Here is a 23,973-nt window from a genome sequence, read left to right as displayed (position 1 = left end):
GCCTAGCACCTCCCGGCCGGCCGTTTTTGCCGAACGTACGCGCCCAGCGACGGCCGAGAGCAGCGCCCCGAGGGCAGAGTGCACCGTTTCGAACCGGACCAGTCCGCCGTTCGAGCCGACAACGCCAGACGGATTCTAGAGACGTGCTCGAATCGGCGCGGAGGGACACTCAGACCGGCGGATCCCGTTCCAACGCCGATAGAATCGGGATCTCGTCGCGTCGCTCCGGCGAGAGCGCCGCCCAGTCGATCCCGTCCGGTTGGGAGGCGCCGCCCGTCTCGATAACTCGTTCGGGCGTGACCACCAGGTCCATCGTGACGTCGTGGGCGTCGGCGTCGATCGATTCGACGAGCTGGCGCTCGTGAACCGTCGTGGCGACGGTCGTCGCGTCGTCGACCCGATCGAACGCCCGGAGGATCGCCCACTCGAGGTCGCTGTAGCCCTCCCCTTTCCCGATTCGGGCGCCGGCCTCGGAGACCGCGACGCTCCCGGAGACGATCAGGTCGATGCGGGGCAGGTCGGCGGGCGAACGCGGGACGCCGTACTCGGAGATCCCGGAGACGGTCGTCGCGCCGTCGTAATCGTCGATTTTCGACGGATCGAGTTCGAGGAAGCACCGCTCGTCGCGAAGCCGCGGAACGGCGACGTAGAGGCGTTTTCCGTCGCGTAAGGCGCGCCTACGCACCGGGAGCTGCGGGGCGTCCGGGTTCGCTTTGACGGTCCGAGCCGCGGCCCACCGCGAGGTGTCCGCGAGGCGCTCGGCCGCGTCACCGGCGTCGGCCACGTTGGGGATGCGCCCGTGGGGCGGGTACGGAAAGCGGGCCGCTCCCGAATCCTCGAGGGCGTCCCAGATTCGTTCGCGCACGGCCGCTTTGGACCGGCCGGCCTCGGACGGCGAGTCGGGGTCCGTCGATTCGTCGCCGTCGCGGGCGGATGGACTCATGCTGCGAGTACCGTCGAGCGCGACTCACTCATCGGCTTCGGATTCGTCACCATCGTCGGCCTCCGGTCGGGCCGCGAGGTTGACGAGCTGGCGCAATTGCGGACAGACGATCCGACGCATCGCGAGTCGCGTCCCGCCGGTATTGCCCGGCAAACAGAACACCGGCGTTTCACCGATGACGCCGGCGAGCGGGCGCGAGGCCACGACGTGCGTGCCGATCGACTCGAGCGCGAAGAGCGTAAACAGCGTCTCGAACGCGGGGAGTTCGGCGTCAAGCAGCGGCCGGACCGCGCCGACCGTCACGTCGGTCGGTTCGACGCTGGTCGCACCCACGGTCACCAGCGCGTCGACGTCGTCGCGGTCGGCGAGTCGCGACGCCGTCGACTGAACCGAATCGAAGTCCCGGCCGATCCGCTCGCGGACGACGATCTCGTGACCGGCGGCCTCGACGTCGGCGGTGGCCTCGGCCAGCGCCCGGTCGTCGGAGAGCGACCGCATCTCCGAGATCGAGAGGAGCCCGATTCCGAGGGGCGGACCGCCGTCGGCGGCCGCGTCGGCGTCGGACGATTCGGTCCCTCCATCCGCTCGGTCGGCGGCCATACGCGGGGGTTCTCAGTCGTCCCCCTTAGCGGTGGGGATCCGAATCACCGGGGCGTGGCGGTCGGTCGCGTCGCCGATCGAACGCCGCTCCGAGACGCCGGCCGAAACCGGGCGCCGAGCCGATCACGCGTCGCTCGCCGCGTCGAAGTCGTCGATGAGCGCCTCGAGCGTCGCGACATGGTCCTCGAAGAGGCGTTCGCCCCGGTCGGTCAATTCGTAGGTCGTTCGGGGTTTGCGGTCGACGAACGTCTTCTCGACGGCGACGCAGTCTTCGTCCTCCATGCGGCCGATGTGACTCGCCAGGTTGCCCTCCGTCAGCTCGAGCGCGTCGGCGAGGTCGGAGAACGTCGTCTCGCCGTTCGCGTAGAGGTACGCGAACAGTTGCAGCCGCGTCGGCTGGTGGACGAGTTTGTCGATCTCCATCGTTAGCGGCGGGCGAGAACGACGTAGGCGACGAGACAGTACAGGCCGTAGGCGAGTCCGAGGGTGGCGAACGCCCAGTCCTGGACGGTATCGGGCAGCCAGGGGAGCGCTGCGGAGACGGCGAGCAGCCAGCTCCCGCCGAGGTAGAAGGCGTTGCGGTCGGCCGATCGGATGTGGTAGGCGCCGAGCAACTGACCCATATAGAAGAAGGCGACGCCCATGACGATGCCGGCGCCGACCCAGATCAGCGGCGTCTCCGCCAGGCCGGGAACGGCGTCGAGGACCGGCGAGAGGCCGACGATCCACGCGAACAACCCGGCGAAGAAGCCGAGGTGCCAGCGACCCCAGTCGGGAATTCCCGTCGTCGGTTCGTCGTAGGCCCGCTGAACCCGATAGAGGGCGTACTGGTGGCCCGCGAAGACGGCGAGCAGGCCGCCGACGACGGGGATCGAGAAGCCGTAGACGAAGCCCACGTTGAACAGCGGAAAGAGCAGCGCCACGCCGAGGCCCTCGACGAGCCACATCCGCCACCAGTACGGGTGCGACTCGGCCAGGCCGACGGCGCGCTTGATCTGGCCGAGTTCCGCGCGAAGCGCCTCGGGATCCGACGGGACGTCATCGCTCGCGGCAAGGGACGGGGTGGCCTCCGCGTCCGTCCCGCTGCCGTGGTCAGACGACGAAGCGCCCGCGTTCGTCCCGCCGTCGTTCGCCGGCGCGTCCGTTCCGCCGCCGTTCGCGGACGGGTCCGGCTCGGTCATGGGTCGCCCTCCATCGCCGGAACGAGTCGCGTGAAGTACGTAAAGAGGTCGGTGTAGGTGGTTCGCTCGACGCGCGAGACGCCGGACGGCACCGCCGGATCGGTGGACGAACGATCGTCGGTCCCCTGTCCGTCCGCGTCGCTCGCCCCGCCGTCAGGGGGGAGAAAGGCGCGGACGGCGCCGTCGGCCGGGTAGGTCACGCCCGCGAGAGCGACGTCGGCCAGCGCGTCGGCGTTCGAGAGGCGCGTCTCGACGACCGGCGGCACGCGCTCGAAGAGGGTCTCGGGCGACCCCGTCCCGACGATCCGCCCGTCCGCGACGAACGCCAGCCGGTCCGCCAGGTCGGCGTCCATCGGCTGGTGACTCGACAGCAGGATGGTTCGGCCGGCGGCCCGCCGTTCGCGAACGAGCTGGTGGACCGCCTGGATCGTCGAGAGGTCGAGCGCGGCCGTGGGTTCGTCGAGCAGGTACAGCGGGACGTCGATGGCGAGCGCGATGGCGAGTTCGAGCTTGCGGGTCATCCCGCCGGAGTAGTCCTCGACGCGCTTGTCGAGTGCCTCGGTCAGTCCGAGGCGGTCGACGATCGTCCAGGCCTCGTCGGTGAACGCGGGATGGAGCCGTTCGAAGTACCGGATGTTCTCCCGGCCGGTGAGTCGGTCCGAACACAGCGCGTCCTGCAGGAGGAAGCTCGTCGTGTCCGATCGCTCGGTCGGATCGGCGCCGAAGACGGTGACGGAGCCGGACGACGGACGCGTACTGCCCGCGATGGCCGAGAAGAGAACCGACTTGCCGACCCCGTTCGGTCCCATGACGGCGAGCACCTCGCCCGCCTCGACGGTCAGGTCGACGTCCCGGAGGACGGACGCGTCTCCGAACGACTTCGCGAGGTCGTCGGTTTCGACGACGCTCATCGCCGAACCCCCCGGTCGTAGAGGAGGCGATTCGTCGCGACGGTCCCGGCGACGGCCGCGACGACGGCGTAGGCGACGAGCAGGGCGAGGTATTCGGGACCGGCAGGCGGGCCCGGCGGGCCGAGACCGGCCTCGGCCCAGTCGCTCGTCGGCACGAGGTGGTAGATCAGCAGGCGGGTCGAGAGCGTGTTCGGCAGGTAGTTCAGCAGATCGCCCGAGAGCGGCGAGAGGGCGACGTTCGCGCCGTTGAACCCGGTGAGCATGTAGCCGAGGACGGCGATCATCGGCACGCCGTACTCCGCGAGGCGCTCGTTGGCCGCCGTCGCGATGACCGGCAGCGCCACGAGCATCCAGAAGACGCAGGTGACGGCGAAGGCGAGGAGGACGATCGGGACCGACGCGACGCTTCGCAGGGCGAACGACCCGCCGGTAACGACGCCGGCGACCAGCGTGAGCGAGAAGGCGACGGTCGCGAGGACCCCGCCGGCGAGCATCCGCCCGGCCAGGTCCGCGGAGGCGGCGATGGGCATGGATCGGTAGGCCTCGTACCGGCGCGCTTCCAGGTCGCCGGCCAGCAGGTAGCCGAAGGCGTACAGGCAGACGTAGATCGCCCCGAACGTGGCCGTGCCGACCGCCGCGCTGGCGATCGTCGACGCGGCCATCCCCTCCCAGAGGGCGCCGAAGAACAGCTGCATCCCGGCGGCCGTGCCGACGAGGCTCGCGAGCATGATTCGACTCGTCGCGAGTTCGCGCAGACAGCGTTCGGCGAACGCGCGGGCCTGGTTCGCCCAGACGGCCGTCGCGCTGGCGGCGGTCCCGCGCACCGTCTCCGCGCCCGTTTCGGCTGCGTGAGCGCCGCCGTCGGCCCTGACGGAGTCCGGGCGGGGGCCGTCGTCTCTCGTTGACGACCGCCCCTGGTCGGCGGGTCGGTCGTCGGTATCAGTTCGTTCCATCGCTCGTACCAGGGGTGTCTGCCCGAGGGTACAAAATACTTTCCCAAGTATTGTACTTTGCACTACAAAGCTTCCGTTCGGATTCGCTACTAGTCTCTTCGAGAGTGTGAGTGAGTCAGAGTGCGAGTGAATCAGAGTGCGAGTGAGTCAGAGCGTGAAAGGATGAGAGCGTGAGAATCGGTGCACGGCGAACGGTGGTTTCAGCCCGATACCCATCGCTGCTGGATATCGAACGGTCACCACCATCGCGTCACCGAAAGTGAGAATCGTTATCCCCGTCGTCGCCAATCGGGCGCACATGGACGCAGTCACGTTCACCGGCCACGGCGGTCGCGACGTCATCGAGTACGGCGAGCGGCCGGAGCCGACGGTCGGCGACGACGAGGTGCTCGTCGACGTGAAAGCGGGAGCGCTCAACCACCTCGACGTGTGGACCCGCGGCGGGCTCCCAACGCTGGACCTCGATATGCCCCACATTCCGGGCAGCGACGGGGCGGGCGTCGTCGAGGCCGTCGGCGATGCCGTCACCCGGTTCGACATCGGCGACCGGGTCGCGGTCTCGGCGGGCGTCAGCTGCGGCCGCTGTGAATTCTGTCGCGACGGGGACCCGACGCTGTGCGTGAACTACCACGTCATCGGCGAACACGTTCCCGGCGTCCACGCAGAGCGGGCGGCGGTGCCCGAGGACAACCTGATTCCCGTCCCCGACGGCGTCGACTGGACCGTCGCGGGCTCGGCCTGTCTGGTCTTCCAGACGGCCTGGCGCATGCTCGTCGACCGGGCCGACCTGCGCCCGACCGAATCGATCCTCGTGTTGGGCGCGAGCGGCGGCGTCGGCCACGCGGCGGTCCAGATCGCCGACTACGTCGGCGCCGAGGTCTTCGCCACCGGCTCGACCGAGGCCAAACTCGAGGCCGCCCGCGAATACGGCGCCGACCACGTCTGCAACTACGAGGAGGAGAACTTCGCCGAGTGGATCCGCGCGGAGACCGGCAAGCGCGGCGTCGACGTCGTCGTCGACCACGTCGGCGCGGCCACCTGGCGCGACTCGATCAAGAGCCTCGCGAAGGGCGGCCGACTGGTCACCTGTGGCGGGACGACGGGGCCGAACCCGGAGACGGACATCCCGCGGATCTTCTGGAACCAGCTCTCGATCGTCGGCTCGACGATGGCCACGCCGGGCCAGGTCGACGACGTCATGGACCTCGTCTGGGACGGCACGTTCGAACCGGCGATCCGCGAGGTCCTCCCGATGAGCGAGTCCGCTCGCGCGCACGAGCTCCTGGAGGAACGCGAGGGCTTCGGAAAGGTCGTGGTCGTGCCCGACAGCGAGTACTGAGCGGTCGGTCGAAACCGGATTCGGAACCGCTCGCATCGGGAGCGATCGGCGGGTGATTCGCCACGTTCGACGGAACCCCGCGACTCCGTATCCCGGATGTCCGCGGGGTCCCGCGGACCGGGAACGCCTCGGAGGTGAGGACGACCCGAGGTCGCGGCGATAGCGATCCGACGATCGGAGACCGCTGCCCGCCATCTACCCTCGGACCCCGCAGTGCCGGATCTCGTCGCCGATCGCCGACCGGATCAGTTTGTCTTCGGCCTTTTGTAAGTGCTCGGTGACCGTACTCACCCCGCAGTCGAGTTCGGCGGCGATCTCCTCGTGGGTGATTCGCCGCGGTCGTTCGTAGTATCCCATGGCGAGGGCGACCTGGACCACCTCCCGCTGTCGGTCCGTGAGCCGCGTCGAACGATCCTCCGCCGGACACGGGAACTCGCCGACGGCCGTCACGTCGAAATCGACGTCGGGCGAAAGTTCGGTTAGCATCTCCTGAAGGGGACCCGATTTCCCGACGACGTGACCGTGCGAGGCGCCGTCCCGGTAGACGAGCGGGCGACGCACGATCATCCCGGCCCTGGCCACCGCAGCGACCATCGTCTCGAAGAACGGCATCGCCGCCGATCGGGCCTCGAGCAGGGCGTAGGACGGATCTGCGTCCTCGTCGGTGAGCGCCACGCCGTCGACGCCCTCGGTCTCGAGCGCAGCCGCCCGAAAGTCGGTGGCCGACCCCTCGACGGCGTACAGCACGGTCCCGGCGCCGGACGCCGCGAGGTTCCAGTCGAGAACGCGTAGTTCCGTTACCGGCCCGCGCTCGGAGACGATCTCGTACGCTCGCGGCACCAGTTCAGGATCGGGGGTGGCCGTCACGCGAAGATACTTCATGGGGAACGCACCCGCAGTCGTTCGGTTGCCTGCGACCGGCGAGGACATAAAGCCGCCGGTGATTACCCGCAGAAGCGCCTCCCGACCCCGCCCCTACGATCAGGTATGACGGTGTCCGTCACCGATCCCGACGTCGTCATTCACGACGCCCTCGTGATGACGGTCGACGGCGACAACGAATTGCTACAGCGCGGAACGATCGTCGTCTCCGACGGCCGACTGGCCGCGGTTCGCGAGACGGAGCCCGGCGACGGGAACGCCCCCGCGGATGTCGTCGTCGACGGGTCCGGGACCCTCGTCATGCCGGGCCTCGTCAACGCCCACGCGCACCTCGAACTGACGCCGGTTATCGGCGGCGTCAGCGAGCTTGGCCTCCTCGAACTCTGGGGACACCTGTGGGCAGTGTACAGCAGAATCGGCGCCGGCGACTTCTCGTACCTGATCGAAGCGGGATACGAACTCGCCGCGCTGAACTTCCTGACGGGAGGGATCACGACGACCAATTCGATGGACATGCGCCCGCGACCGGGCGCGGAGGCCTTCGGCCGCGCCGGCCTCCGCGCGTTTTTCGGCGCGCCGCTCTCCGATCTCTTCTGGGACGTTCCGGTCGACGACCAGTTCGCGCGAGCGCGGGACTTCGTCGAGGAGTACCACCGCTCGTACGACGGACGGATACGGGCGACGATCTGCCCGCACGACGACTGGTCGTGTACGAGCGAATTGTGGGAGCGAGTTGCCGACCTCGCCGCCGAGTATCCCGACCTCCTCGTCCACACGCACCTGCTCGAACTTGAGGCCAGTAACACGATGGCGCGGGCCAACGGCGCCGCCGATTCGCTCGACCTGCTCGAGGACGTGGGATTGCTCGACGATCGACTGGTCGCGGCCCACTTCCGACTGGCGAGCGACGAGGACGTTCGCCGCACGTCGCGGGCGGACGCATCGGTCGTCCACTGCCCGTCCGTGTTCTGTCACTGGAATCCGAATCCGGACGACCAGTGGACCCCGGTCCCGTCGCTCAGGGACGCTGGCGTCGACGTCGGGCTGGGTCTCGACGACCACTACTGGCACGATTCCTACGACCTCTTCGGCGAAGCCAGGCAAGCTCGACTCGCCGCCAACCTCGAACGGGGAACGGGACAGTTCACCGCCAGGGAGCTCGTCCGCATGCTCACCATCGACGGGGCCCGCGCACTCTCCGTCGGCGACGAGATCGGCAGCCTCGAACCGGGAAAACGGGCCGACCTGATCGTGCTCGATCTGACGAAGCCAAAATTCGCGCCGGTGAACGACGCCTTCGCCCACGTGGCGAACCAGGCCGGCCCCGCCGACGTGCAGACGGTCATCGTGGACGGCGACGTCGTGATGCGCGACGGCGAGATCGAGACGGTGGATCCGGAGGCCGTGCTCGAGCGGGCGACGAGCGCGATCGAGCGGTTCGAGGACGCAACCGGGTGGACGTTCGACAACCACGGGACCGAATCCCCGAGTCCCGTCGACGCGGTTCGGGACGCCCCGAAACGGGGCCCGGCGAGGCTGATCGCCCGGCTCGCGACGCGGTCCGCCCGAGAAACGATCGGCGGATACGTCCGCAGGTGAACCAATGGGACGCGTCACGATTCTCGTCGACAACACGGTCGCGAGGGCGTTTCCGAAGGGGCTCCGCACGAGTCGGTCGTATCGTCCCTCCGCGACCGCCGACGCGAGTTCGGAATAGCGTGGGTCGGTCGATCGATGCGGACGGCGTCCTCGCCGCCCGTGGTCAGCCCGCTCGCCGCGGTCGGCGGAGGTGAAACCGCCGCGAAGCGAGAAAACGGAGCGCACTTATCCGACGGGCCGAAAGAATCGATCGTGAGCGACGACGAGGGCTACGTCCACGATCCGGCGGCGTTCGACGCGGACGGGGAGCGACGGGGCGAGGCGAGTGACGGGTCGGCGGAGCGGGCGACCGACTCCCGAACCGGCGTCCACCCGACCGCGGCCGACCGGACCTTCGGCCGGCGCGGCTGGATCCTCGTCGGCGTCATCGTCCTCGCGTTCGTCGTCGCACCGCTCTCGATCTACGTGCTGACGCCGGAGGCGGAGGTCTACCTCATGGCGCTGATCATCCTGCCGCTCTTCCCGGCGATTCTGCTCGGGCTGACCGCCGTCTGGGCGACGACCCGTCCCTGAAACGAGACGGCGATGGCCCGGAAACGGCGACGGAGAAACCGCGGCGAGGCAACCGCGTTCGTCAGTCGGAGCGATCCGAGAGCGCGTCGAGTATCGCGGTCGCCGTCTTCGCGTCCGACGACGGCGTCTCCGGGTCCTCGACGTAGGCGCGCAGATCGGCTTCGAGCGGGTCGATCGCCCGCTCCGGTAGCGACGAACCGTCCGATTCGAGGCGCTCGAAGGACTCCACGAGCCAGTCGGGCACGTCGTCGCCGGCCGAGAGGTGTTCGTCGGCCAGTGTGACGACCCGGTGGTGAAGCACCCACTGCTGTTCGTCGGACAGCTCGACCGCGTTCGTTCGTGGTTCCGTCGGCGCCTTGCTCATGGCGATCGGAGCCGTGATCGGCTCACGGCACCTCCTACGAAGCTACCCACCATAAACCTTGTTACATGCTAGCATTCATCTACCACGCCCTCGACAACCGACCGTCTCCTCCCCCATCGTACCGGCGAACTACGGAAATTGCCGGGGAGAGCGGCGCTTCGAAACGGGTGCCTATCGACGGAAAGGGAGGCCCTACCGGCGAACGCGGGGACCGAACAAAGTGAACGGTGCCTATCGGCGAAGGTGAGGAACGACCGTCCCGTCAGGCGTCGTCGCGGCGCATCGCGATCTCGAACCAGGGACAGAGGCGGAACTGGCGATACCACTCGGGGTGCTCGCGGAGCCGGTCGTACGGCACCCAGGCGAGGCCGGCGACCTCCGATTCGTCGGGATCGAGGCTGCGGTCCGTGAGCGTGAGTTTGAGCACGGCACAGACCTCGTGTTCGACGCCCTCGTTCTCGAAGTAGCGCTTGTACTCGAAGCGGTCGGTGCGTTCGAGGTCGTCGTACTGGTCGGGCGTGATGCCGAGTTCCTCTTCGAGGCGCTGCCGGGTGGCGTCTGCCTGGCTCTGGCCCGCGACCGGATGGGACGCGACGGTGCCGTCCCAGTAGGTGCCCCAGAGGCGCTTTCCGGGGGCGCGCTGGGCCAGCAGGATGTTGCCGTCGCCGTCGAAGACGAGCGACGTGAACGCGCGGTGGCGAATGCCGTCGCCGGTGTGGGCGTCGAGTCTGTTGACCTGTTCGAGTTCGGTGTCGTCGGCGTCGACGGCGACGACGTCCTGCCCCGCGTTCGGGTGGGCCGCCCGCCCGTCTGACTCGCTACTCATACTCCCACCGTCGGGAAGCGCTCTCAAACCAGTGTCGAATCGGCCCCGGCCCGCGCCCGCCGGATCCGGTCCGATCTCCCGACGATTCGCGGTTCGACCCGACCAGAGCGGGGATCGGCGGAGTCGTGGCGACGTTAAGTTCGTCGCCCGTCCGGATCGGCCGCGTACCCCTCGCCGACGATCACGGACAGCGAGGCCGCGGCGACGTCGAGCTCCAGGCGATCCGTCTCAAGCATCTCGCCGTCCAGGCTGTACTCGACCGACCGTTCCTCGCAGGCGATGCGAACCGAGGGGGTCCGACGCCGGACGATGGCGTCGCCGTCGCGGCCGAGCAGGCGCTCCAGCGCGGCGTCGCCGACCAGCGACGACGGCGGCTCCTCTCCGACGACGACCACCTCGAACAGGCCGTCCTCGACGTCGGCCTGGGCCGTTCGCGTCCCGGAGAACCGCCTGGCGTTGCCCACGAAGACGAACAGTGCATCGCCCTGCCAGTCGACGTCGTCGGCCGACCCGTCTCGCAGATCCACCGAGAGCGGCGGCGCATCGTACGACGTCACCTCCTCGATCGTGTTGCGAACGTACGCGAGGACGCCCAGCGACGCCTTCTCCTCCGAGCCGGTCGCCGCGCTCGCCGCCGCCGTGATCCCGCCGACGCAGGAGTTGACGAACGCGCGATCGTTCGCCAGTCCCAGATCGATCTCGCGACGGCGATCGCGGGCGAGCACGTCGAACGCCGCCTCGATCCCCTCGATGCCGACGTTCGTCGCGAAGTTGTTTCCCGTGCCCGCCGGGACGATCCCGAGCGTCGTCGACTCGGTCGCCGTCGCCTCGACGATTCCGTTGACCACCTCGTTGACCGTCCCGTCGCCGCCGGCCGCCACGACGACCTCGGCCGCCGGGGCGACCTCGCGAGCGATCCGCCTGGCGTCGCCCGCCGCGTCGGTGAGTCGCGTCTCGAATCCGGCGTCGGCGGCACGTTCGACGACCGTATCCACGTGGTCGGCGCTGCCGCTGACGGGGTTCACCACGACCACGCCGCGACCGGGACTGCTCGAAGCCATGGGTCACCCACACCGTGAAAGTCAAAAAGGGGTGGCCCACGTACGTCGGTGCATGTACCGCGTCGACCTCCACACGCACACGCGATTCTTCCACGGGCGCCGCGACCTCGGGGACCGGTTCGACCCGATCGGCCACCGGGTGCTGGCCCGGCTCGCCGAACGTCGGGGCCTCGACGGAATCGCGACGACGAACCACGACTACTACACCCGCTTCGGACCCGCCGCGGTCGCCTCGATCCCCGGCATCGAGATCTCGACCGACCGCGGACACGTCCTCGTGATCGGGCCGGATCCGCCGACTGAGACGGAGCCGAAGGAGCTTTCCCCCGGCGAGGCCGTCGACCTGGCCCACGATCGCGACTGCGCCGCCGTCGTCGCCCACCCGTTTCGCAACAGCACGGTCCGCGACGTCGACGACGTCCCCTTCGACGCGATCGAGGTCAACGGCAAACACCCGCGCTCGCTCCCCCTCGTCGAGAAGCTGGCCGAAGTGCGCGACCTGCCGCTGATCGGCGGCAGCGACGCGCACTACCCCTTCGAGGTCGGGCGAGCGTACACGCGCATCGAGACCGACGACCTCACCCCGCGAGCGGTCGTCGACGCCATCCGGGCCGGCGACGTCGACTTCGCGATCGAGCGCGGCCGGGCCGATCGCCTTCTCCGACAGCTCTACCGGCGGGTCCACCACCGAAAGGGAGTCGCGGACGACTTCGGCGATCTCGGACCGACCCCGGGCGTCGGGCGACCACCCGCGGAAGCGGAGGGTGTCGAGGCCGACCCGATCGAGGCAGGCGACGTCGACCGAACGCGGACCGACGGGGCCGATCGAACGCAGGCTGACGGAAGCGAGCGGACGTCGACCGACGGACGAGAGCGCGTCACCGACTGATAGAACGAACGCGTCACCGACTGACGGAAGCGAGCGAGCATCGACCGGCTCGCGGTCACAACTCAGCCGCGCTGCTCGTCGAGAATGAGGCGGGTCTTCGTGTTGACGACCTCGTCCTGCTCGCGGGCGCGCGTGATGAGATCGTTGATGCCGCGGGTGTCCGCGGCGTCAACGACGAGGACGATGTCGTCCTCGCCGGAGACCTGCCAGGCGTAGTCGACTTCGTCCCACTCGGCCATCCGCTCGGTCGTCTCCCGGGTGTCGACGTCGACGGCGACGCCGATCTCGAGCATCGCTTTAACGTTCCCCGTGCGCGTGGTGACGGTGAAGCGCTCGATGACGTCGGACTCGACCATCCGGTCGACGCGGTTTCGCACCGTCCCCTCGCTGGTGCCGACCTCCTCGGCGATCTCGGTGTAGGGCGTCCGGGCGTCGCGGCGAAGCACGTCGAGGATCTCGCGGTCGAGGTCGTCCATGGAGGTGCGACGGTTCGCGGCGGTCGCACTTGACGATTACGAAAATCGTAACTCCGCTTCGAAGACAACACTTATGACCCTGCCGCCAGTACGTATCTCGTAATGCCACCGGCCTATATTGCACTGGAGGGCGGCCACGTGATCGAGGGGCGTGGTCGTTCGCCGGGTACGGCCCGTGGGGAACTGGTTTTCACAACCGCCTACACGGGATACGAAGAGAGCCTGACAGACCCGTCCTACGAAGAACAGATCCTGACGTTTTCGTACCCCCTAATCGGGAACTACGGGGTTCGCGAGGAGCGCTTCGAGTCCGAACGCGTCCACCCGCGAGCCGTGCTCGCACGGGAGTTGACCGACGACGTCGCCGACTGGCTCGCCGACGAGGGCGTTCCGGCCGTCGACCACCTCGACACGCGCGAGGTCGTCACCGACATCCGCGACGGCGGCGCCATGCAGTGCGGGATCGCCGTCGGCGAGACCGCCACCCCCGAGGACGCCCTGGCCGAGCTCGATCGCTCCGTCGCGATGAGCGATCACACCGAGATCGGCTCGCAGGTCAGCGTCGCCGACGCCGAAGTCTACGGCGCCGAGAACGACGGCGAGACGCTCGCGCTGGTCGACTGCGGCGTGAAGTTCTCGATGATCGAGTCCTTCGTCGAGCGCGGCGCGACCGTCCACGTCCTGCCCCACGACGCGACGCCGACCGACGTCCGGGCGATCGACCCCGACGTCCTGTTCATCTCCAACGGCCCCGGCGATCCGGAAAACTACGACGAGGCCGTCTCGCTCGTCGAGGAACTCGTCGACGACTACCCCGTCGCCGGCATCTGCCTCGGCCAGCAGATCGTCTCGCTCGCGCTCGGCGGTACGACCGAGAAGATGGCCTTCGGTCACCGCGGCGTCAACCAGCCCGTCATGGACCTCGAGACGGGCCGCGTCGTCATGACGACCCAGAACCACGGCTACACCGTGGAGGACCCCGGCCCGCGCCTCGACGTCGCCCAGCGTAACGTCAACGACGACACGCCCGAAGGGCTCACCGGCGTCGACTGCGACGTCCTCACCCGCCAGTACCACCCCGAGGCCAACCCCGGTCCCGAGGACACCCTCGACTTCTTCGACGACGTCCTCACGATGGCACAGGCGCCCACCTCGCGGGCGATCGCCTGCGACGACTGAGCGGCTCTTCGACTCCCGTCTCGCCGACTCCGCGTGCCTATTCTCCCCCGGTAGCCGAGTCGGTATCGTCCGGTTCCGTCCCGTCCCGATCGCCGGACGTGCCGGGTTCGGCGTCTCGATCGCCGACGTCACCGTCGGAATCGTCGACCGGGTCGGTCCGGGTCGATTCGGCCTGCGTGCGGTCGCGATCGGTCCCTGCGTCCGATTCGTCGGCCGCCGACCCGGGAGGGGCGATATCGATCGACGTGCCCGATTCGTCCGCCGACCGTCGCGGATCCGCCTCGACCGCGTCGTCGCTCGACGGACGGGTGTCGGTCGCGTCCTCGATCGACGGCTCACTGCCCGTCCGCGGCCGTTCGGCCGGCGCGTCGTCGCGCGAGGGGTGCCAGTCCGACTCCTCGGCCGCCGGCTCGTCGCCGATTCCGCTCCCCCGACCGGCGAGAGCGACGCGCTTCTCGACGCCGTACCCGAGCAGTCCGGCGCCGGCGACGGCGGCGAGCGCGCTTCGAAGTGCGCCGTCGCTCGCGATGCGGCCGGCGACGAACAGCGCGGTACCCCCGGCAACGACTGCGAGCGTCCCGTCACCCGCCCCTCGATCGAGGGCAGCGGCGAGGCGGTCCGACGCGGGTTCCTCGGTCGCGCTAGCGGTGTCCATGCGTCCGTCTCACGGTTGCCGGACGGTTGAAACCCCACCCGGCGACAGCGCGGCAGCCACGGCGATCGCCCTCCCGACCTCGAAGCGCCCCGTCTCCGGAGCGCGGGCTGCGAGTCGACCGAACCCTTACGGTCACCTCCGGCGGATTAACGGGTGTGAGCGACGCTCGACTCGTCCTCCCCGTCGCCAACCCGGACACCGCCGCCCGGTTGCTCGAGACCGCCGTCGACGTCGCCGACGATCGCGATCTCGAACTCCTCGTCGTCCACGTGATCGGCGTGCCCGGACAGACGAGCCTCGAACAGGCCCGCGCGTCGATGGACGCGGGCCCCGGCGAGTCGGTCGTCTCCGAGACCGTCGAACGCGCACGCGCGGCCGGGATCGAGGCGACGGGCCTGCTCCGATACGGCCACGACGTCGCCGGCAGCCTCACGAGTCTGGCCGATGCGGCCGACGTCGAGGCCGTGTTGCTGGGCTGGCACGGCCGTCCGCGCCGACGGGAGGTCGTCTTCGGCGGGTACATCGATCGTGTGCTTCGCGAGGCGGCTTGCGACGTCATCGTCGAGCGCGTCGACCGGGACCGGGGGCCGATCGAATCGGTGCTCGTCCCGGTCGCCGGCGGTCCGCACACGACCCTCGCGGCGGAGATCGCGGGCGCCATCGCCCGGGCGCACGACTCGAGCGTCGAGCTCGCCACGGTGGTCGATTCGAGCGCCGACGAGACGGCCGTCGCCGACGCCCGGTCGCTCCTCGATCGAACGGCCCCGTCGCTCGGCGCGGTCGAATCGGTCACCCAGACGGTGGTTCGTGGGACCGACGTCGTCGACGCCATCCTCGCCGCGACGACCGATCACGACGTGACCGTCATGGGCGCCGGCGGCAGCGGCCGCCTCCACCGCATCGTCGCGACCGACGTGGCCGAGGCCGTCGCCCGCCGGGCCGAGAGCGACGTCGTCCTCTGTCGCCGTCACGAGAGTCGATCGCGGACGCTGTGGCGGCGACTGGTCGAACGGGTCGGCGAGTCGTTCGAGTAGCGGCGAACGGGAGGGCTTCGGCCCGTAAGACGGTTCCCCGCGCCGGCCTCGTCCGTTCTACCACGGCGCCGTCGTCCGAATCGATCGCTATCGATAGCCCAGCGCCGCCAGTTGCTTCTGACGCTCGGCTTCGGCCACGCCCGCGACCTCCCCGGAGCTCGTTTTCGTGGAGGGGTACTCGCTCGCTTCGAGGAGCGCCCGCCCCCGTTCAGAAAGGGTGTCGACGCCGTCTTCTGTCCCGTTCCGTCGCTTGTACGCGACGGCGTCCGGTTCCGTCAGCCGGATCGCCGTGTTCGACTTGGAGACGACGCGACGCGGACGCGTATCGGTCAACGGGTACGCTGTAGACGACCAGAACGAACTCGGGAGGTCGAGTACGTCCGAAATCGTCGGCGGGATATCCGCGTGCTGGACGAGGTGATCGAATCGTATCCCGCCGTAGGCGTTTTCGGGATACTTGACCAGGAGCGGGGTTCGCACCAGGCCGTCGACCGGGTCGACGTCCCACGGGTGATACACGATCCCGCCCTCGCCGAACAGCTCGCCGTGATCGCCGACGACCACGATCAGCGCGTCCTCGTAGATATTTCGATCGGACAGCCAGCCGAACAACCGATCGAGCTCCCGGTCGACGTACCGAACGTTCGACTCGTAGAGCGCCTGGAGGAGCTCCAGATCGGCCCTCGTCTCGGGCGTGTCGGGGAGCTCCGTCTCGCCGAGGTACCGTTCGTACAGCGCCTCGAGTTCCCGTCGCGATCGATCCGTCTCCGGCCCGTCGATCGCGAGATCCGGATGGTAGGGAACGTGCGGATCCATGTAGTGGCCCCACGCGAACGCCGACGGGTGCGATTCCAGTTGTCGTGTCACGAAGTCGGTCACGACGTCCCCGGGCGTGAGCGGGTTGGGAAACGGATCGCCATCGCCCACGCCCGTGAGGTCGGCGACCGCGTGCCGAATCCGCTTGACGGACCGGTACGCCGCGTACACCGTATCCGAGTCGCCGATGACGGCGTGCTGTTTGAGCCGCTGTTTCAGCGTCATGTCGTCGGGCGGGTACGGTCCGAACGCCGTGAACCCCCGATCGTAGCCTCGCGAGGCGTCGAGGTGCGCGTTGTTCGAGAAGCCGAAACACGGTCGGTCCGACATCGACTCCGCGATGGTTCGCGCGCCGTCGGGAAATTCCCCGTCGCCGACGACCGGATGCGACGTCAGGATGGCCGGGAAGGCAAAGGGCGTCGAATTGCCGTGGGAGAGCGCGTTCGAAAAGATCGCGAAATCGTCCGCGAACCAGTCCATCGACCGCGGAAAACAGGCTTCGGTAAACCGATCCCGCCGAAGGGTGTCGATCGTGAGTAGCAGAACCGGGATCCGACCGCCCATGGCGCCTGCCGCATCGACACCGTCGGCTCGGTTACGTCTACGCCCGGCCTATGCAGGCGATATCACGATTCTCGGCCCCGAACCGCGCTGGTCGCGGCTTCGCCGCTCGCCTCTCCGAGATTCTCGCTCGCTCCGCTCGTTCCGAATCTCGCTGGTCGCGGCTTCGCCGCTCGCCTCTCCGAGATTCTCGCTCGCTCCGCTCGTTCCGAATCTCGCTGGTCGCGGCTTCGCCGCTCGCCTCTCCGAGATTCTCGCTTCGCTCGGTTCCTCGCTGCTCGCGGGTCACTCCGTTCCCCGCTCGCATTTTCTCGGTTCTCGCGCCTTCGGCGCTCCGAACCGCGCTAGTCGTGTCTGAAAGACCGCTGCCCGGTAAACGCCATCGCCATGCCGTGCTCGTCGGCGGCCTCGATGACGTCCTCGTCGTTGACCGAGCCGCCGGGTTGGATCACGGCTTCGATGCCCGCCTTCGCCGCGTGTTCGATCCCGTCCGGGAAGGGGAAGAAGGCGTCCGAGGCCATCACGGCGCCCGCGGCGTCCTTCCCATCGGCGTGTTCGTCGGCCTTCATGGCGGCCAGACGGACGGCGTCGACGCGGGAGACCTGTCCCATGCCGATGCCGACGGTCTCGGTGCCCTCGGCGAAGAGGATCCCGTTGGACTTGACGTGCTTGAGCGTCCGCCAGGCGAAGACCATCGTCTCGAGCTGGTCGTCGGTCGGCTCGCGCTCGGTGACGATCTCGAGGTCGTCGACGGCGATCGACTGGAGATCGCGCTCCTGGACGAGGCGGCCGCCGACGAGCGGCTTCTCCGTGAATCGTTCCGTTCGCCCGCCGAGTTCCCCGACGTCCAGCACCCGCAGGTTGTCCTTCTCGAAGAGGACGTCGAGCGCGTCGTCGGTGTAGCCGGGCGCGACGACGATCTCCTTGAAGGAGTCGACGATCCGGGCGGCCGTCTCGGCGTCGCACTCGCGGTTGAGCGCGACGATGCCGCCGAAGGCGCTCTGGGGATCCGTCGCCAGGGCCTTCTCGTAGGCCTCGGCGAGGGTGTCGGCCGTGGCGCAGCCGGCGGGATTGGTGTGCTTGATGACCGCCGCGGCGGGTTCGTCGAACTCCTTGATCAGGTTTAGCGCGCCGTCGGCGTCGTTGTAATTGTTGTACGACAGCGCCTTCGCTCCCTCATTGAGCTGAGCCGCGTGGACGACGCTGGCCTCGTCGCAGGTGCGGTCGACGTAGACCGCGGCGTCCTGGTGGGGGTTCTCGCCGTACCGGAGGGTGTCGAGCCGGTCGTCCGAGACGAGGCGGCGCGTGGGAAGGCCGCCGTGATCGGCCCCAGCGACGCTCGCAACGTCCTCGCTGACCGCCACCTCACCCGCATCAAGATCGACGTCCACCGCTCCCCGGGCGAACCACTCGACGGCGCGCGGGTACGCCCGGAACTCGCCCTCGTGGAGGACGCGGTCTTTCAGCGTCGCTTCGTCGTCGCCCTCGTAGACCGGGACCGGCTCCTGGGTGACGATCGGGCCGGCGTCGACTTCGTCCTCGATCACGTCGCCGTCGGCGTCCGTCGCGTCGGTGACCACGTGGACGGTACAGCCCGTCACGGAGACGCCCGCGTCGAGCGCGTCGCCCCAGGCGTCCATCCCGGGAAACGCCGGCAGCAGCGACGGGTGGACGTTCAGCGTCGTCGGCATCGCGTCGAGGAAGGTCTCCGAGAGGATGCGCATGTACCCGTCGAGACACACCAGGTCGACGTCGTACTCGGAGAGCGCGTCGAGGACCGCCTCCTCGTGTTCGCGACGGTCCATCTCCGCCTCGAGCGGGACGACCTCGGTCGGAATCCCGCGCTCGGCCGCCGCGTCGAGTACCGGCGCGTCCGGGCTGTTCGTGAGCACGACCGCGAGTTCTGCCCCGCCGGGCCGTCTGTCCGCGATGTTCAACAGGTTTCGCCCCCGATTGCCCGCCATCCCGGCGATGCGCGTCATACGCGATACACCGGCCACGCGGATCAAAGGGGTTCTGATTCGGCGGGTGGTCTGCGACGAGTCACCACCCACCGCCTGCCGACGGTCGGCCCCGAATCCCGCCCGTCCGAGACCACGAAATCGTCCAAACGATACGCTTTTTCGGGTTCGCGGGCGAGTCGCGGGTATGCCAACCGTGGATTCGCTGTACGCCGTCTCGCCGCTCGACGGGCGCTACGCCGGGCGGACCGAACCGCTCCGGCCCTACGCGAGCGAGGCCGGCCTCATGCGGGCCCGCGTCCAGGTCGAGGTCGAGTATCTCCTCGCGCTCGCCGATCTCGACGCCACGCCGCTGGAACTCGACGCGGAGACGCGGGCCGACCTCCGGGCGGCCTACGAGGACTTCGACGCCGACGACGCGGCGGTGATCAAGCGAATCGAGACGACGGGTCACGGCCCGTTCGAGGCGACCAACCACGACGTCAAGGCCGTCGAGTACTTCCTCAGACTCCGGCTTCCCGACGGACACGAGGCGGTCCCGTGGATCCACTTCGGGCTGACGAGCGAGGACGTCAACAACCTCGCCCACCGGCTGAATGTCCGCGACGCGGTCCGCGACGTCCTGTTGCCCGCCCTCGAGGACGTCCGCGAGGCGCTGGCCGAGCAGGCCCGCGAACACCGCGACCGGCCGATGCTCGCTCGCACCCACGGCCAGCCCGCGACGCCGACGACCTTCGGCAAGGAGATGGCCGTCTACGCGAGCCGGCTCGACACCGCCACCGACCGCATCGCCGACGCGACCGATCGCCTCCGCGGGAAGCTCGGCGGCGCGTCGGGCACCTACGCCGCCCACCACGCCGCCTACCCCGACGTGGACTGGCCGGCCGTCGCCGAGGCGTTCGTCACCGATCTCGGCCTCGACTTCGAGCCCCTGACGACGCAGGTCAACCCGTGCGACGACCTCGCCGCGCTGTTCGACGCGCTCCGCGGCGCGAATCGGATCCTGCTCGACCTCGATCTCGACGATTGGCTCTACGTCTCCGACCGCTACCTGGGCCAGGAGGCCGCCGCCGGCGAGACGGGCTCCTCGACGATGCCCCACAAGGTGAACCCGATCGACTTCGAGAACTCGGAGGGCAACCTCTCGAAGGCCAACGCCGACCTGCAGTTCCTCGGCGAGTACGTCACCACCTCCCGGCTCCAGCGCGATCTCTCGGATTCGACCGTCAAGCGAAACATCGGGGCCGCGTTCGCCCACTGCCTGATCGGCTACACGAAGGTGCAGGACGGCCTGGCGAAGGTCGCGCCGAACGAACGGGTGATGGACGAGGAACTCGCGAACACCCCCGAGGTGATCGGCGAGGCCGTCCAGACGATCCTCCGGCGCGAGGGCCGCGACGACGCCTACGAGCGGGTCAAAGATCTCACCCGCGGCGAGCGCGTCACCATCGAGGACTTCCGCGACCTCTTCGCCGACCTCGACGTCGACGACGACGTCAGAGCGGAGCTGTTGGCGCTGACGCCGGCCGGCTACACCGGCGTCGCGTCGAACCTCGTGGACGAACTCGAGGAGTGATCGAGTGGGGGCGGTTCGGTGAGTACGTCGGGCCAATCCCCGTGCTACTCCGCTCGCGCGGCCAGTTTCGCCCGGGTTTCCTCGCCGAGGTTCCGCTCGAGCAGCGGGATGTCGGCCTCGTATAGCCAGCGCGAGACGAGCGCGTAGTGGACGCCGCAGTCGACGGCGATCCACCAGAGGGTCCGTTCCTCGTCGTGGAACAGTTCGCGGAGGCGTTCGTCGTCCGGTTTTCGCTCGAGCAGCGAACCGCCGAACGCGTCGGCGGCCGCGAGGTCGATCACGCCCCGGTGTTCGAGGAGGTACGCGATCAGGTAGGCCGCACCCTGATCGTCGAGCGTTCGTTCCTCGCCCAGCGTCTCCGTCCAGTCGTCGTAGACCGTTTTGACGGCGTCGGCCGGGGCCAGGCCGTCGAGGTCCGGGACGTCGCGCTGGATGAAGGGCTGCAACTCCTCGCCGGGAACGCCGCGGACGGCGATGACGTCCTCCCAGGGCACGGGGTCCATTGGATCCATACCCGCCGTTCGGGTCCAAACCAGTAAAGTTGTTAGGGTGTTCGACCCGACGAATAGGGCCGCGGCGTCGCGGTCGACGGTGAGACGGTCCCGATCGACGCGACGAACGACGGCAATACCCCACGATACCACCCGGCAGGCCGGGCGGTTCAACCGTCGTAGGGCCAGTCGCCGATGATCTTCATCCCCTCGGCGAGGTCGGCGTCCTCGAGGTCGGCGGCGATGGCCTCGGAATCGCGGTGGGCGACCGAGAAGCCCTCGTCGGCGAGTTCCACCGCCAATTCCGCGAGGACGATCGCCTGTTCGCGGTGGTTTCGCCGGTCGAGTTTGTCGAACGTGTCGGCGAAGGTGTGGCCCCAGCCGCGGCCGCTGTCGCCGGTTTCGCTCATCATCATGTAGCCCGGCACGCCCCGCTGGACGTACGGCCAGTGGTCGCTGTGGGGCTGGGGTTCGGGATCGATCGAGGCCGGGTGAGAAAAGCGATCGCTCACCTCCTCGGCCAGGTCGGCGAGCTCGTCGAAGCCGTTGGGATAGACGACGAGATCGCGTCCCCGGGTGACGCCGTCGTTGTTGAGGATCGCCTTCACCGACTCGTGATCGCGGCGCTCGGCGTCGACTGACGAGCCGACGAGGCCGATCTCCTCGGCCCCGAAGGCGACGAACTCGACCCGCGTATCGAGTTCGTCTTCGCGCGTCGCCAGGGCGTCCGCGATCTCGACGACCATCGCCGTCCCCGCGGCGTTGTCGCCCGCTCCCTCGGCGATGTCGTGGGCGTCGACGTGACTCGTCACGAGGACGCGCTCGTCGGTGTCGGGACCGAGTTCGGCGCGGACGTTCCGGCTCGTCGCGTCGTGGACGTCGGCCTCGACGGCGACCGTCACCTCGGTTCCGTCGAATCGCCGCGCGAGCCTGGCGCCGACCTCCGAACTGACCCCGAGGGCCGGAATATCGCCGATCGGGTCCTCCGGCGTCCCCACGCTGCCGGTCGGCGGGAGGCAGCCCTCGACGTGATTCCGATACAGGAACGCCGCGGCGCCCGCCTCGACGGCGTGGTAGTACTTCTCCCGGCGGTGGATGTAGCGGTCGAACGAGTCGGGCACGTCGCTGCGCGCCATCGCCACCTTGCCGTCGAGGTCGGCGTCCGCGAAGTCCGACGGGCGGCCGTACCCGACGTCGACGAGTTCGGCGGTGACCGAACCCGGCGGGCTCCGCGGGAGGGCGATGCAGTCCTGCTCGAGGCCGCCGGCCTCGATCGAGCTCGAGCCGCGGGTCCAGCCCTGAATGTCGAACGCCTCGAGGCGGGCGTTTCGCGCCCCGACGGCCTCGAGTGCGTCCCGCGTCAGCTCGGCGCCCTCGCGCTCACCCTCGCTTCCCGCCATCCGATCGCCCACGTCGACCAGGTCCTCCAGGAGGGACCAGCCGGCGTCGCTCGTGTACGTCTCCGCGATCCACTCGGTCATGGGAGTGGGTGTCGCGGGCGGGCGCCTAAACGTTCTGGTCGCGGTAGCGCCGGCCGCAAGCAACGGTAGGGACCGGCGCAGGGCACCCGAGCGCTCCGGACGCCAGATTTTTCACGTCCCTCGTGCGATTCCGACGACGATGACGAACCCGCGACTCTGTCACCTTGCGGACCTCGAAACTATCTACGACGACCCCCGGCGACTCGCCCGCCTCGCGGGCGCGATCGAGGCCGCCCGCGACGGGCGGACGCTCGTCGTCGGCTCCGGCGACACGACCGCCCTCGGCGCGCTGGCCTTCGAGAGCGAGGCCGGCCGGGCCGTCGCCCGCCAGTTCTACGAGCGGATCGAGCCCGACGCTGACACGCTCGGCAACCACGAGTTCGACCTCGGCGTCGACGGCGCCGTCGAGTGGGCGACCACGACGCCGGGAACCCACCTCGTGGCCAACGTCCCCGACGACGCAGGGGAGGGGCCGGACGCGAGCCGGTGGGACGGCGTCCGACCGAGCACGATCCGCACCTGCGCCGGCGATCGCATCGGGCTGATCGGGATCGCCCACCCCGAGACGGACGCGCTGAGCGGACTCGACCTCGAGGTTGCGTTCACCGACCCCGTCGAGGCGGTCCGCACCGAGGCCGAGCGACTCCGCGATCGGGGCGTCGACCGACTCGTCGTCCTGTCTCACGCCGGGCCGATCGACCGGCGCATCGCGACGGCGACCGACGTCGACGCGATCCTCGGCGGGCACGACCACGACGCGGTTCGCGACCGGGTCGACGGCACCCTGGTGACCCGAACCGAAGGCGGGCAGGCCGGCGTCTACCAGGTCGTCGAACTCGCCGACGACCCCGTCGCGCGGACCCGCACGATCGACGACGGCCCGCGCGTCGACGCCGTCGAGGAGACGTACCGCGATCTGGCCGCCGACCGCGGGCTAACCGAGACACTCGGAACGCTCCCGGCCCCGCTGGAGCATTCCGAAGCGGCCGAACTCGTCGCCGACGCCTTCAGCACCCGCGGCGACGCCGACGTCGGTCTCGTCGCGGCCGCGTCGGTTCGCGACGGCCTCCCCCGGCGCGTCACCCGCGGCGACGTGATCGGCATCGTGCCGTTCGGCTCGGACCTCCACGTCCACCGGCTCTCGGGGGAGCGGCTGCTCGATCTCGCCGACCGCTGTGCGTCGCCGCTGGACGCCACCCACGGAGAGCTGATCACCGCGGGCCTCGCGGTCGCGGGCGCCGGTGAGCCCCGCGTCGACGGCGAGCCGATCGATCCGGACGATGCGTACCGCGTCGGCTGTATGAGTTACCACACCGCCGTCGACGCTGTGCCCGAACTCGATGCAGCGACGCTGGTCGAATCGCGGGGCCCGCAGTACGAACACGTCCTCGCAGCCGTCTCGAACCGTGCGGCATCGGACGCGGTCGACGGACCGGCCGACGCGGTCGATTGAGACCGCCACGCGTGGGTCATCCTGGGTCTATCCCTGATCGGACCATGACCCATGGGTCGCCAGTGACTCCCGCCCGTAGTTCGACGCAGACTACCACCCGAGGGCCACCTCCAACCGCCGCCCGCGGCTCGAAGCGGACCGCCGGAGTTCGTTCGGAAGGCCGGAAAAT

Annotated in this window: 24 protein-coding genes; 8 read left to right on the top strand and 16 right to left on the bottom strand. The window is 69.2% G+C overall.

Translation table 11 applies throughout. The features are described 5' to 3' along the window. Positions 1–169: 169 nt before the first annotated feature. The 6 genes from MXA07_RS06580 to MXA07_RS06555 all read right to left on the bottom strand — a co-directional run bounded on the left by MXA07_RS06580 (position 170) and on the right by MXA07_RS06555 (position 4,588). On the bottom strand, positions 170–943 hold the full coding sequence (locus MXA07_RS06580) for a 5-formyltetrahydrofolate cyclo-ligase (protein ID WP_247731251.1): 774 nt from the start codon (positions 941–943) through the stop codon (positions 170–172). Between the two features lie 24 nt (positions 944–967). Beyond that, positions 968–1,543 carry a MogA/MoaB family molybdenum cofactor biosynthesis protein gene (locus tag MXA07_RS06575; protein WP_247731250.1) on the bottom strand — a complete coding sequence of 192 codons (576 nt, stop codon included), beginning with the start codon at positions 1,541–1,543 and terminating at the stop codon, positions 968–970. A 123-nt stretch (positions 1,544–1,666) separates the two neighbouring features. Then, positions 1,667–1,966, bottom strand: coding sequence for a transcriptional regulator (locus MXA07_RS06570; protein WP_247731249.1), 300 nt, complete (start codon positions 1,964–1,966; stop codon positions 1,667–1,669). A gap of 2 nt (positions 1,967–1,968) precedes the next feature. After that, entirely contained in the window at positions 1,969–2,724 is a 756-nt protein-coding gene (locus tag MXA07_RS06565; protein ID WP_247731248.1) for a hypothetical protein, read from the bottom strand. Next, positions 2,721–3,635, bottom strand: a complete 915-nt coding sequence (locus MXA07_RS06560; RefSeq protein WP_247731247.1) for an ABC transporter ATP-binding protein — start codon at positions 3,633–3,635, stop codon at positions 2,721–2,723. The genes MXA07_RS06565 and MXA07_RS06560 overlap by 4 nt, the downstream gene beginning before the upstream one ends. Next, positions 3,632–4,588 (bottom strand): ABC transporter permease, encoded by a 957-nt coding sequence (locus MXA07_RS06555; RefSeq protein WP_247731246.1) that lies wholly within the window; start codon positions 4,586–4,588, stop codon positions 3,632–3,634. Before MXA07_RS06555 ends, MXA07_RS06560 begins: the two co-directional genes overlap by 4 nt. 298 nt (positions 4,589–4,886) lie before the next feature. Here MXA07_RS06555 and MXA07_RS06550 point away from each other — a divergent pair, with 298 nt between their 5' ends. Next, complete coding sequence (locus tag MXA07_RS06550) at positions 4,887–5,927, top strand: zinc-binding dehydrogenase (RefSeq protein WP_247731245.1); 1,041 nt, start codon at positions 4,887–4,889, stop codon at positions 5,925–5,927. Positions 5,928–6,122: 195 nt separating this feature from the next. Here MXA07_RS06550 and MXA07_RS06545 read toward each other — a convergent pair whose 3' ends face one another. Further along, complete coding sequence (locus MXA07_RS06545; RefSeq protein WP_247731244.1) at positions 6,123–6,809, bottom strand: helix-turn-helix domain-containing protein; 687 nt, start codon at positions 6,807–6,809, stop codon at positions 6,123–6,125. Positions 6,810–6,914: 105 nt separating this feature from the next. On the opposite strand from MXA07_RS06545, the gene MXA07_RS06540 reads away from it, so the two are divergent. Then, on the top strand, positions 6,915–8,408 hold the full coding sequence (locus tag MXA07_RS06540; RefSeq protein WP_247731243.1) for an amidohydrolase family protein: 1,494 nt from the start codon (positions 6,915–6,917) through the stop codon (positions 8,406–8,408). A 252-nt stretch (positions 8,409–8,660) separates the two neighbouring features. After that, on the top strand, positions 8,661–8,981 hold the full coding sequence (locus tag MXA07_RS06535; protein ID WP_247731242.1) for a DUF7977 family protein: 321 nt from the start codon (positions 8,661–8,663) through the stop codon (positions 8,979–8,981). A gap of 61 nt (positions 8,982–9,042) precedes the next feature. On the opposite strand, the gene MXA07_RS06530 is transcribed toward MXA07_RS06535, so the two are convergent. From MXA07_RS06530 to MXA07_RS06520, 3 genes are all read right to left on the bottom strand, one after another. Then, a complete protein-coding gene (locus tag MXA07_RS06530; RefSeq protein WP_247731241.1) occupies positions 9,043–9,345 on the bottom strand; it encodes a DUF7853 family protein in 303 nt (100 codons plus the stop codon). 262 nt (positions 9,346–9,607) lie between these two features. Next, positions 9,608–10,171, bottom strand: a complete 564-nt coding sequence (locus tag MXA07_RS06525) for an NUDIX hydrolase (RefSeq protein WP_247731240.1) — start codon at positions 10,169–10,171, stop codon at positions 9,608–9,610. 134 nt (positions 10,172–10,305) lie between these two features. After that, positions 10,306–11,232, bottom strand: a complete 927-nt coding sequence (locus tag MXA07_RS06520) for a diacylglycerol/lipid kinase family protein (RefSeq protein WP_247731239.1) — start codon at positions 11,230–11,232, stop codon at positions 10,306–10,308. Positions 11,233–11,284: 52 nt separating this feature from the next. Between MXA07_RS06520 and MXA07_RS06515 the strand changes: the two genes are divergently transcribed. Then, positions 11,285–12,121, top strand: coding sequence for a PHP-associated domain-containing protein (locus MXA07_RS06515; protein ID WP_247731238.1), 837 nt, complete (start codon positions 11,285–11,287; stop codon positions 12,119–12,121). Positions 12,122–12,183: 62 nt separating this feature from the next. Here MXA07_RS06515 and MXA07_RS06510 read toward each other — a convergent pair whose 3' ends face one another. Next, on the bottom strand, positions 12,184–12,597 hold the full coding sequence (locus MXA07_RS06510) for an Lrp/AsnC family transcriptional regulator (protein ID WP_247731237.1): 414 nt from the start codon (positions 12,595–12,597) through the stop codon (positions 12,184–12,186). Positions 12,598–12,699: 102 nt separating this feature from the next. Here MXA07_RS06510 and carA point away from each other — a divergent pair, with 102 nt between their 5' ends. Further along, positions 12,700–13,776, top strand: a complete 1,077-nt coding sequence (carA, locus tag MXA07_RS06505) for a glutamine-hydrolyzing carbamoyl-phosphate synthase small subunit (RefSeq protein WP_247731236.1) — start codon at positions 12,700–12,702, stop codon at positions 13,774–13,776. A gap of 37 nt (positions 13,777–13,813) precedes the next feature. On the opposite strand, the gene MXA07_RS06500 is transcribed toward carA, so the two are convergent. Beyond that, positions 13,814–14,431 (bottom strand): hypothetical protein, encoded by a 618-nt coding sequence (locus tag MXA07_RS06500; RefSeq protein ID WP_247731235.1) that lies wholly within the window; start codon positions 14,429–14,431, stop codon positions 13,814–13,816. Between the two features lie 155 nt (positions 14,432–14,586). Here MXA07_RS06500 and MXA07_RS06495 point away from each other — a divergent pair, with 155 nt between their 5' ends. Next, positions 14,587–15,465: a universal stress protein gene (locus tag MXA07_RS06495; protein WP_247731234.1), complete on the top strand. Its 879-nt coding sequence runs from the start codon at positions 14,587–14,589 to the stop codon at positions 15,463–15,465. Positions 15,466–15,552: 87 nt separating this feature from the next. Here the strand turns inward: MXA07_RS06495 and MXA07_RS06490 are convergent, their stop codons facing one another. Both MXA07_RS06490 and purH read right to left on the bottom strand, forming a co-directional pair. After that, a complete protein-coding gene (locus MXA07_RS06490; RefSeq protein ID WP_247731233.1) occupies positions 15,553–16,845 on the bottom strand; it encodes a sulfatase-like hydrolase/transferase in 1,293 nt (430 codons plus the stop codon). 341 nt (positions 16,846–17,186) lie between these two features. After that, positions 17,187–18,824, bottom strand: a complete 1,638-nt coding sequence (gene purH, locus MXA07_RS06485) for a bifunctional phosphoribosylaminoimidazolecarboxamide formyltransferase/IMP cyclohydrolase (protein WP_247731232.1) — start codon at positions 18,822–18,824, stop codon at positions 17,187–17,189. A gap of 166 nt (positions 18,825–18,990) precedes the next feature. On the opposite strand from purH, the gene purB reads away from it, so the two are divergent. Then, positions 18,991–20,379 carry an adenylosuccinate lyase gene (purB, locus tag MXA07_RS06480; protein ID WP_247731231.1) on the top strand — a complete coding sequence of 463 codons (1,389 nt, stop codon included), beginning with the start codon at positions 18,991–18,993 and terminating at the stop codon, positions 20,377–20,379. A 44-nt stretch (positions 20,380–20,423) separates the two neighbouring features. Here the strand turns inward: purB and MXA07_RS06475 are convergent, their stop codons facing one another. Both MXA07_RS06475 and MXA07_RS06470 read right to left on the bottom strand, forming a co-directional pair. Beyond that, on the bottom strand, positions 20,424–20,891 hold the full coding sequence (locus MXA07_RS06475; protein ID WP_247731230.1) for a hypothetical protein: 468 nt from the start codon (positions 20,889–20,891) through the stop codon (positions 20,424–20,426). A 149-nt stretch (positions 20,892–21,040) separates the two neighbouring features. Continuing rightward, a complete protein-coding gene (locus MXA07_RS06470) occupies positions 21,041–22,351 on the bottom strand; it encodes a M28 family peptidase (protein WP_247731229.1) in 1,311 nt (436 codons plus the stop codon). 139 nt (positions 22,352–22,490) lie between these two features. Here MXA07_RS06470 and MXA07_RS06465 point away from each other — a divergent pair, with 139 nt between their 5' ends. Next, positions 22,491–23,804: a bifunctional metallophosphatase/5'-nucleotidase gene (locus MXA07_RS06465; RefSeq protein WP_247731228.1), complete on the top strand. Its 1,314-nt coding sequence runs from the start codon at positions 22,491–22,493 to the stop codon at positions 23,802–23,804. Positions 23,805–23,973 lie beyond the last annotated feature (169 nt).

The organism is Halovivax limisalsi (assembly GCF_023093535.1).
In the GTDB taxonomy this organism is placed as follows: Archaea; Halobacteriota; Halobacteria; order Halobacteriales; family Natrialbaceae; genus Halovivax; species Halovivax limisalsi.
Note: the sequence above shows the minus strand (reverse complement) of the source record. Positions and strands in the feature narration are given on the sequence as shown.

Coding starts and splice junctions, on each gene's coding strand:
- MXA07_RS06580 (WP_247731251.1), bottom strand. CDS start 943: ATGAGTCCATCCGCCCGCGACGGCGACGAATCGACGGACCCCGACTCG.
- MXA07_RS06575 (WP_247731250.1), bottom strand. CDS start 1,543: ATGGCCGCCGACCGAGCGGATGGAGGGACCGAATCGTCCGACGCCGAC.
- MXA07_RS06570 (WP_247731249.1), bottom strand. CDS start 1,966: ATGGAGATCGACAAACTCGTCCACCAGCCGACGCGGCTGCAACTGTTC.
- MXA07_RS06565 (WP_247731248.1), bottom strand. CDS start 2,724: ATGACCGAGCCGGACCCGTCCGCGAACGGCGGCGGAACGGACGCGCCG.
- MXA07_RS06560 (WP_247731247.1), bottom strand. CDS start 3,635: ATGAGCGTCGTCGAAACCGACGACCTCGCGAAGTCGTTCGGAGACGCG.
- MXA07_RS06555 (WP_247731246.1), bottom strand. CDS start 4,588: ATGGAACGAACTGATACCGACGACCGACCCGCCGACCAGGGGCGGTCG.
- MXA07_RS06550 (WP_247731245.1), top strand. CDS start 4,887: ATGGACGCAGTCACGTTCACCGGCCACGGCGGTCGCGACGTCATCGAG.
- MXA07_RS06545 (WP_247731244.1), bottom strand. CDS start 6,809: ATGAAGTATCTTCGCGTGACGGCCACCCCCGATCCTGAACTGGTGCCG.
- MXA07_RS06540 (WP_247731243.1), top strand. CDS start 6,915: ATGACGGTGTCCGTCACCGATCCCGACGTCGTCATTCACGACGCCCTC.
- MXA07_RS06530 (WP_247731241.1), bottom strand. CDS start 9,345: ATGAGCAAGGCGCCGACGGAACCACGAACGAACGCGGTCGAGCTGTCC.
- MXA07_RS06525 (WP_247731240.1), bottom strand. CDS start 10,171: ATGAGTAGCGAGTCAGACGGGCGGGCGGCCCACCCGAACGCGGGGCAG.
- MXA07_RS06520 (WP_247731239.1), bottom strand. CDS start 11,232: ATGGCTTCGAGCAGTCCCGGTCGCGGCGTGGTCGTGGTGAACCCCGTC.
- MXA07_RS06515 (WP_247731238.1), top strand. CDS start 11,285: ATGTACCGCGTCGACCTCCACACGCACACGCGATTCTTCCACGGGCGC.
- MXA07_RS06510 (WP_247731237.1), bottom strand. CDS start 12,597: ATGGACGACCTCGACCGCGAGATCCTCGACGTGCTTCGCCGCGACGCC.
- carA (WP_247731236.1), top strand. CDS start 12,700: ATGCCACCGGCCTATATTGCACTGGAGGGCGGCCACGTGATCGAGGGG.
- MXA07_RS06500 (WP_247731235.1), bottom strand. CDS start 14,431: ATGGACACCGCTAGCGCGACCGAGGAACCCGCGTCGGACCGCCTCGCC.
- MXA07_RS06490 (WP_247731233.1), bottom strand. CDS start 16,845: ATGGGCGGTCGGATCCCGGTTCTGCTACTCACGATCGACACCCTTCGG.
- purH (WP_247731232.1), bottom strand. CDS start 18,824: ATGACGCGCATCGCCGGGATGGCGGGCAATCGGGGGCGAAACCTGTTG.
- purB (WP_247731231.1), top strand. CDS start 18,991: ATGCCAACCGTGGATTCGCTGTACGCCGTCTCGCCGCTCGACGGGCGC.
- MXA07_RS06475 (WP_247731230.1), bottom strand. CDS start 20,891: ATGGATCCAATGGACCCCGTGCCCTGGGAGGACGTCATCGCCGTCCGC.
- MXA07_RS06470 (WP_247731229.1), bottom strand. CDS start 22,351: ATGACCGAGTGGATCGCGGAGACGTACACGAGCGACGCCGGCTGGTCC.
- MXA07_RS06465 (WP_247731228.1), top strand. CDS start 22,491: ATGACGAACCCGCGACTCTGTCACCTTGCGGACCTCGAAACTATCTAC.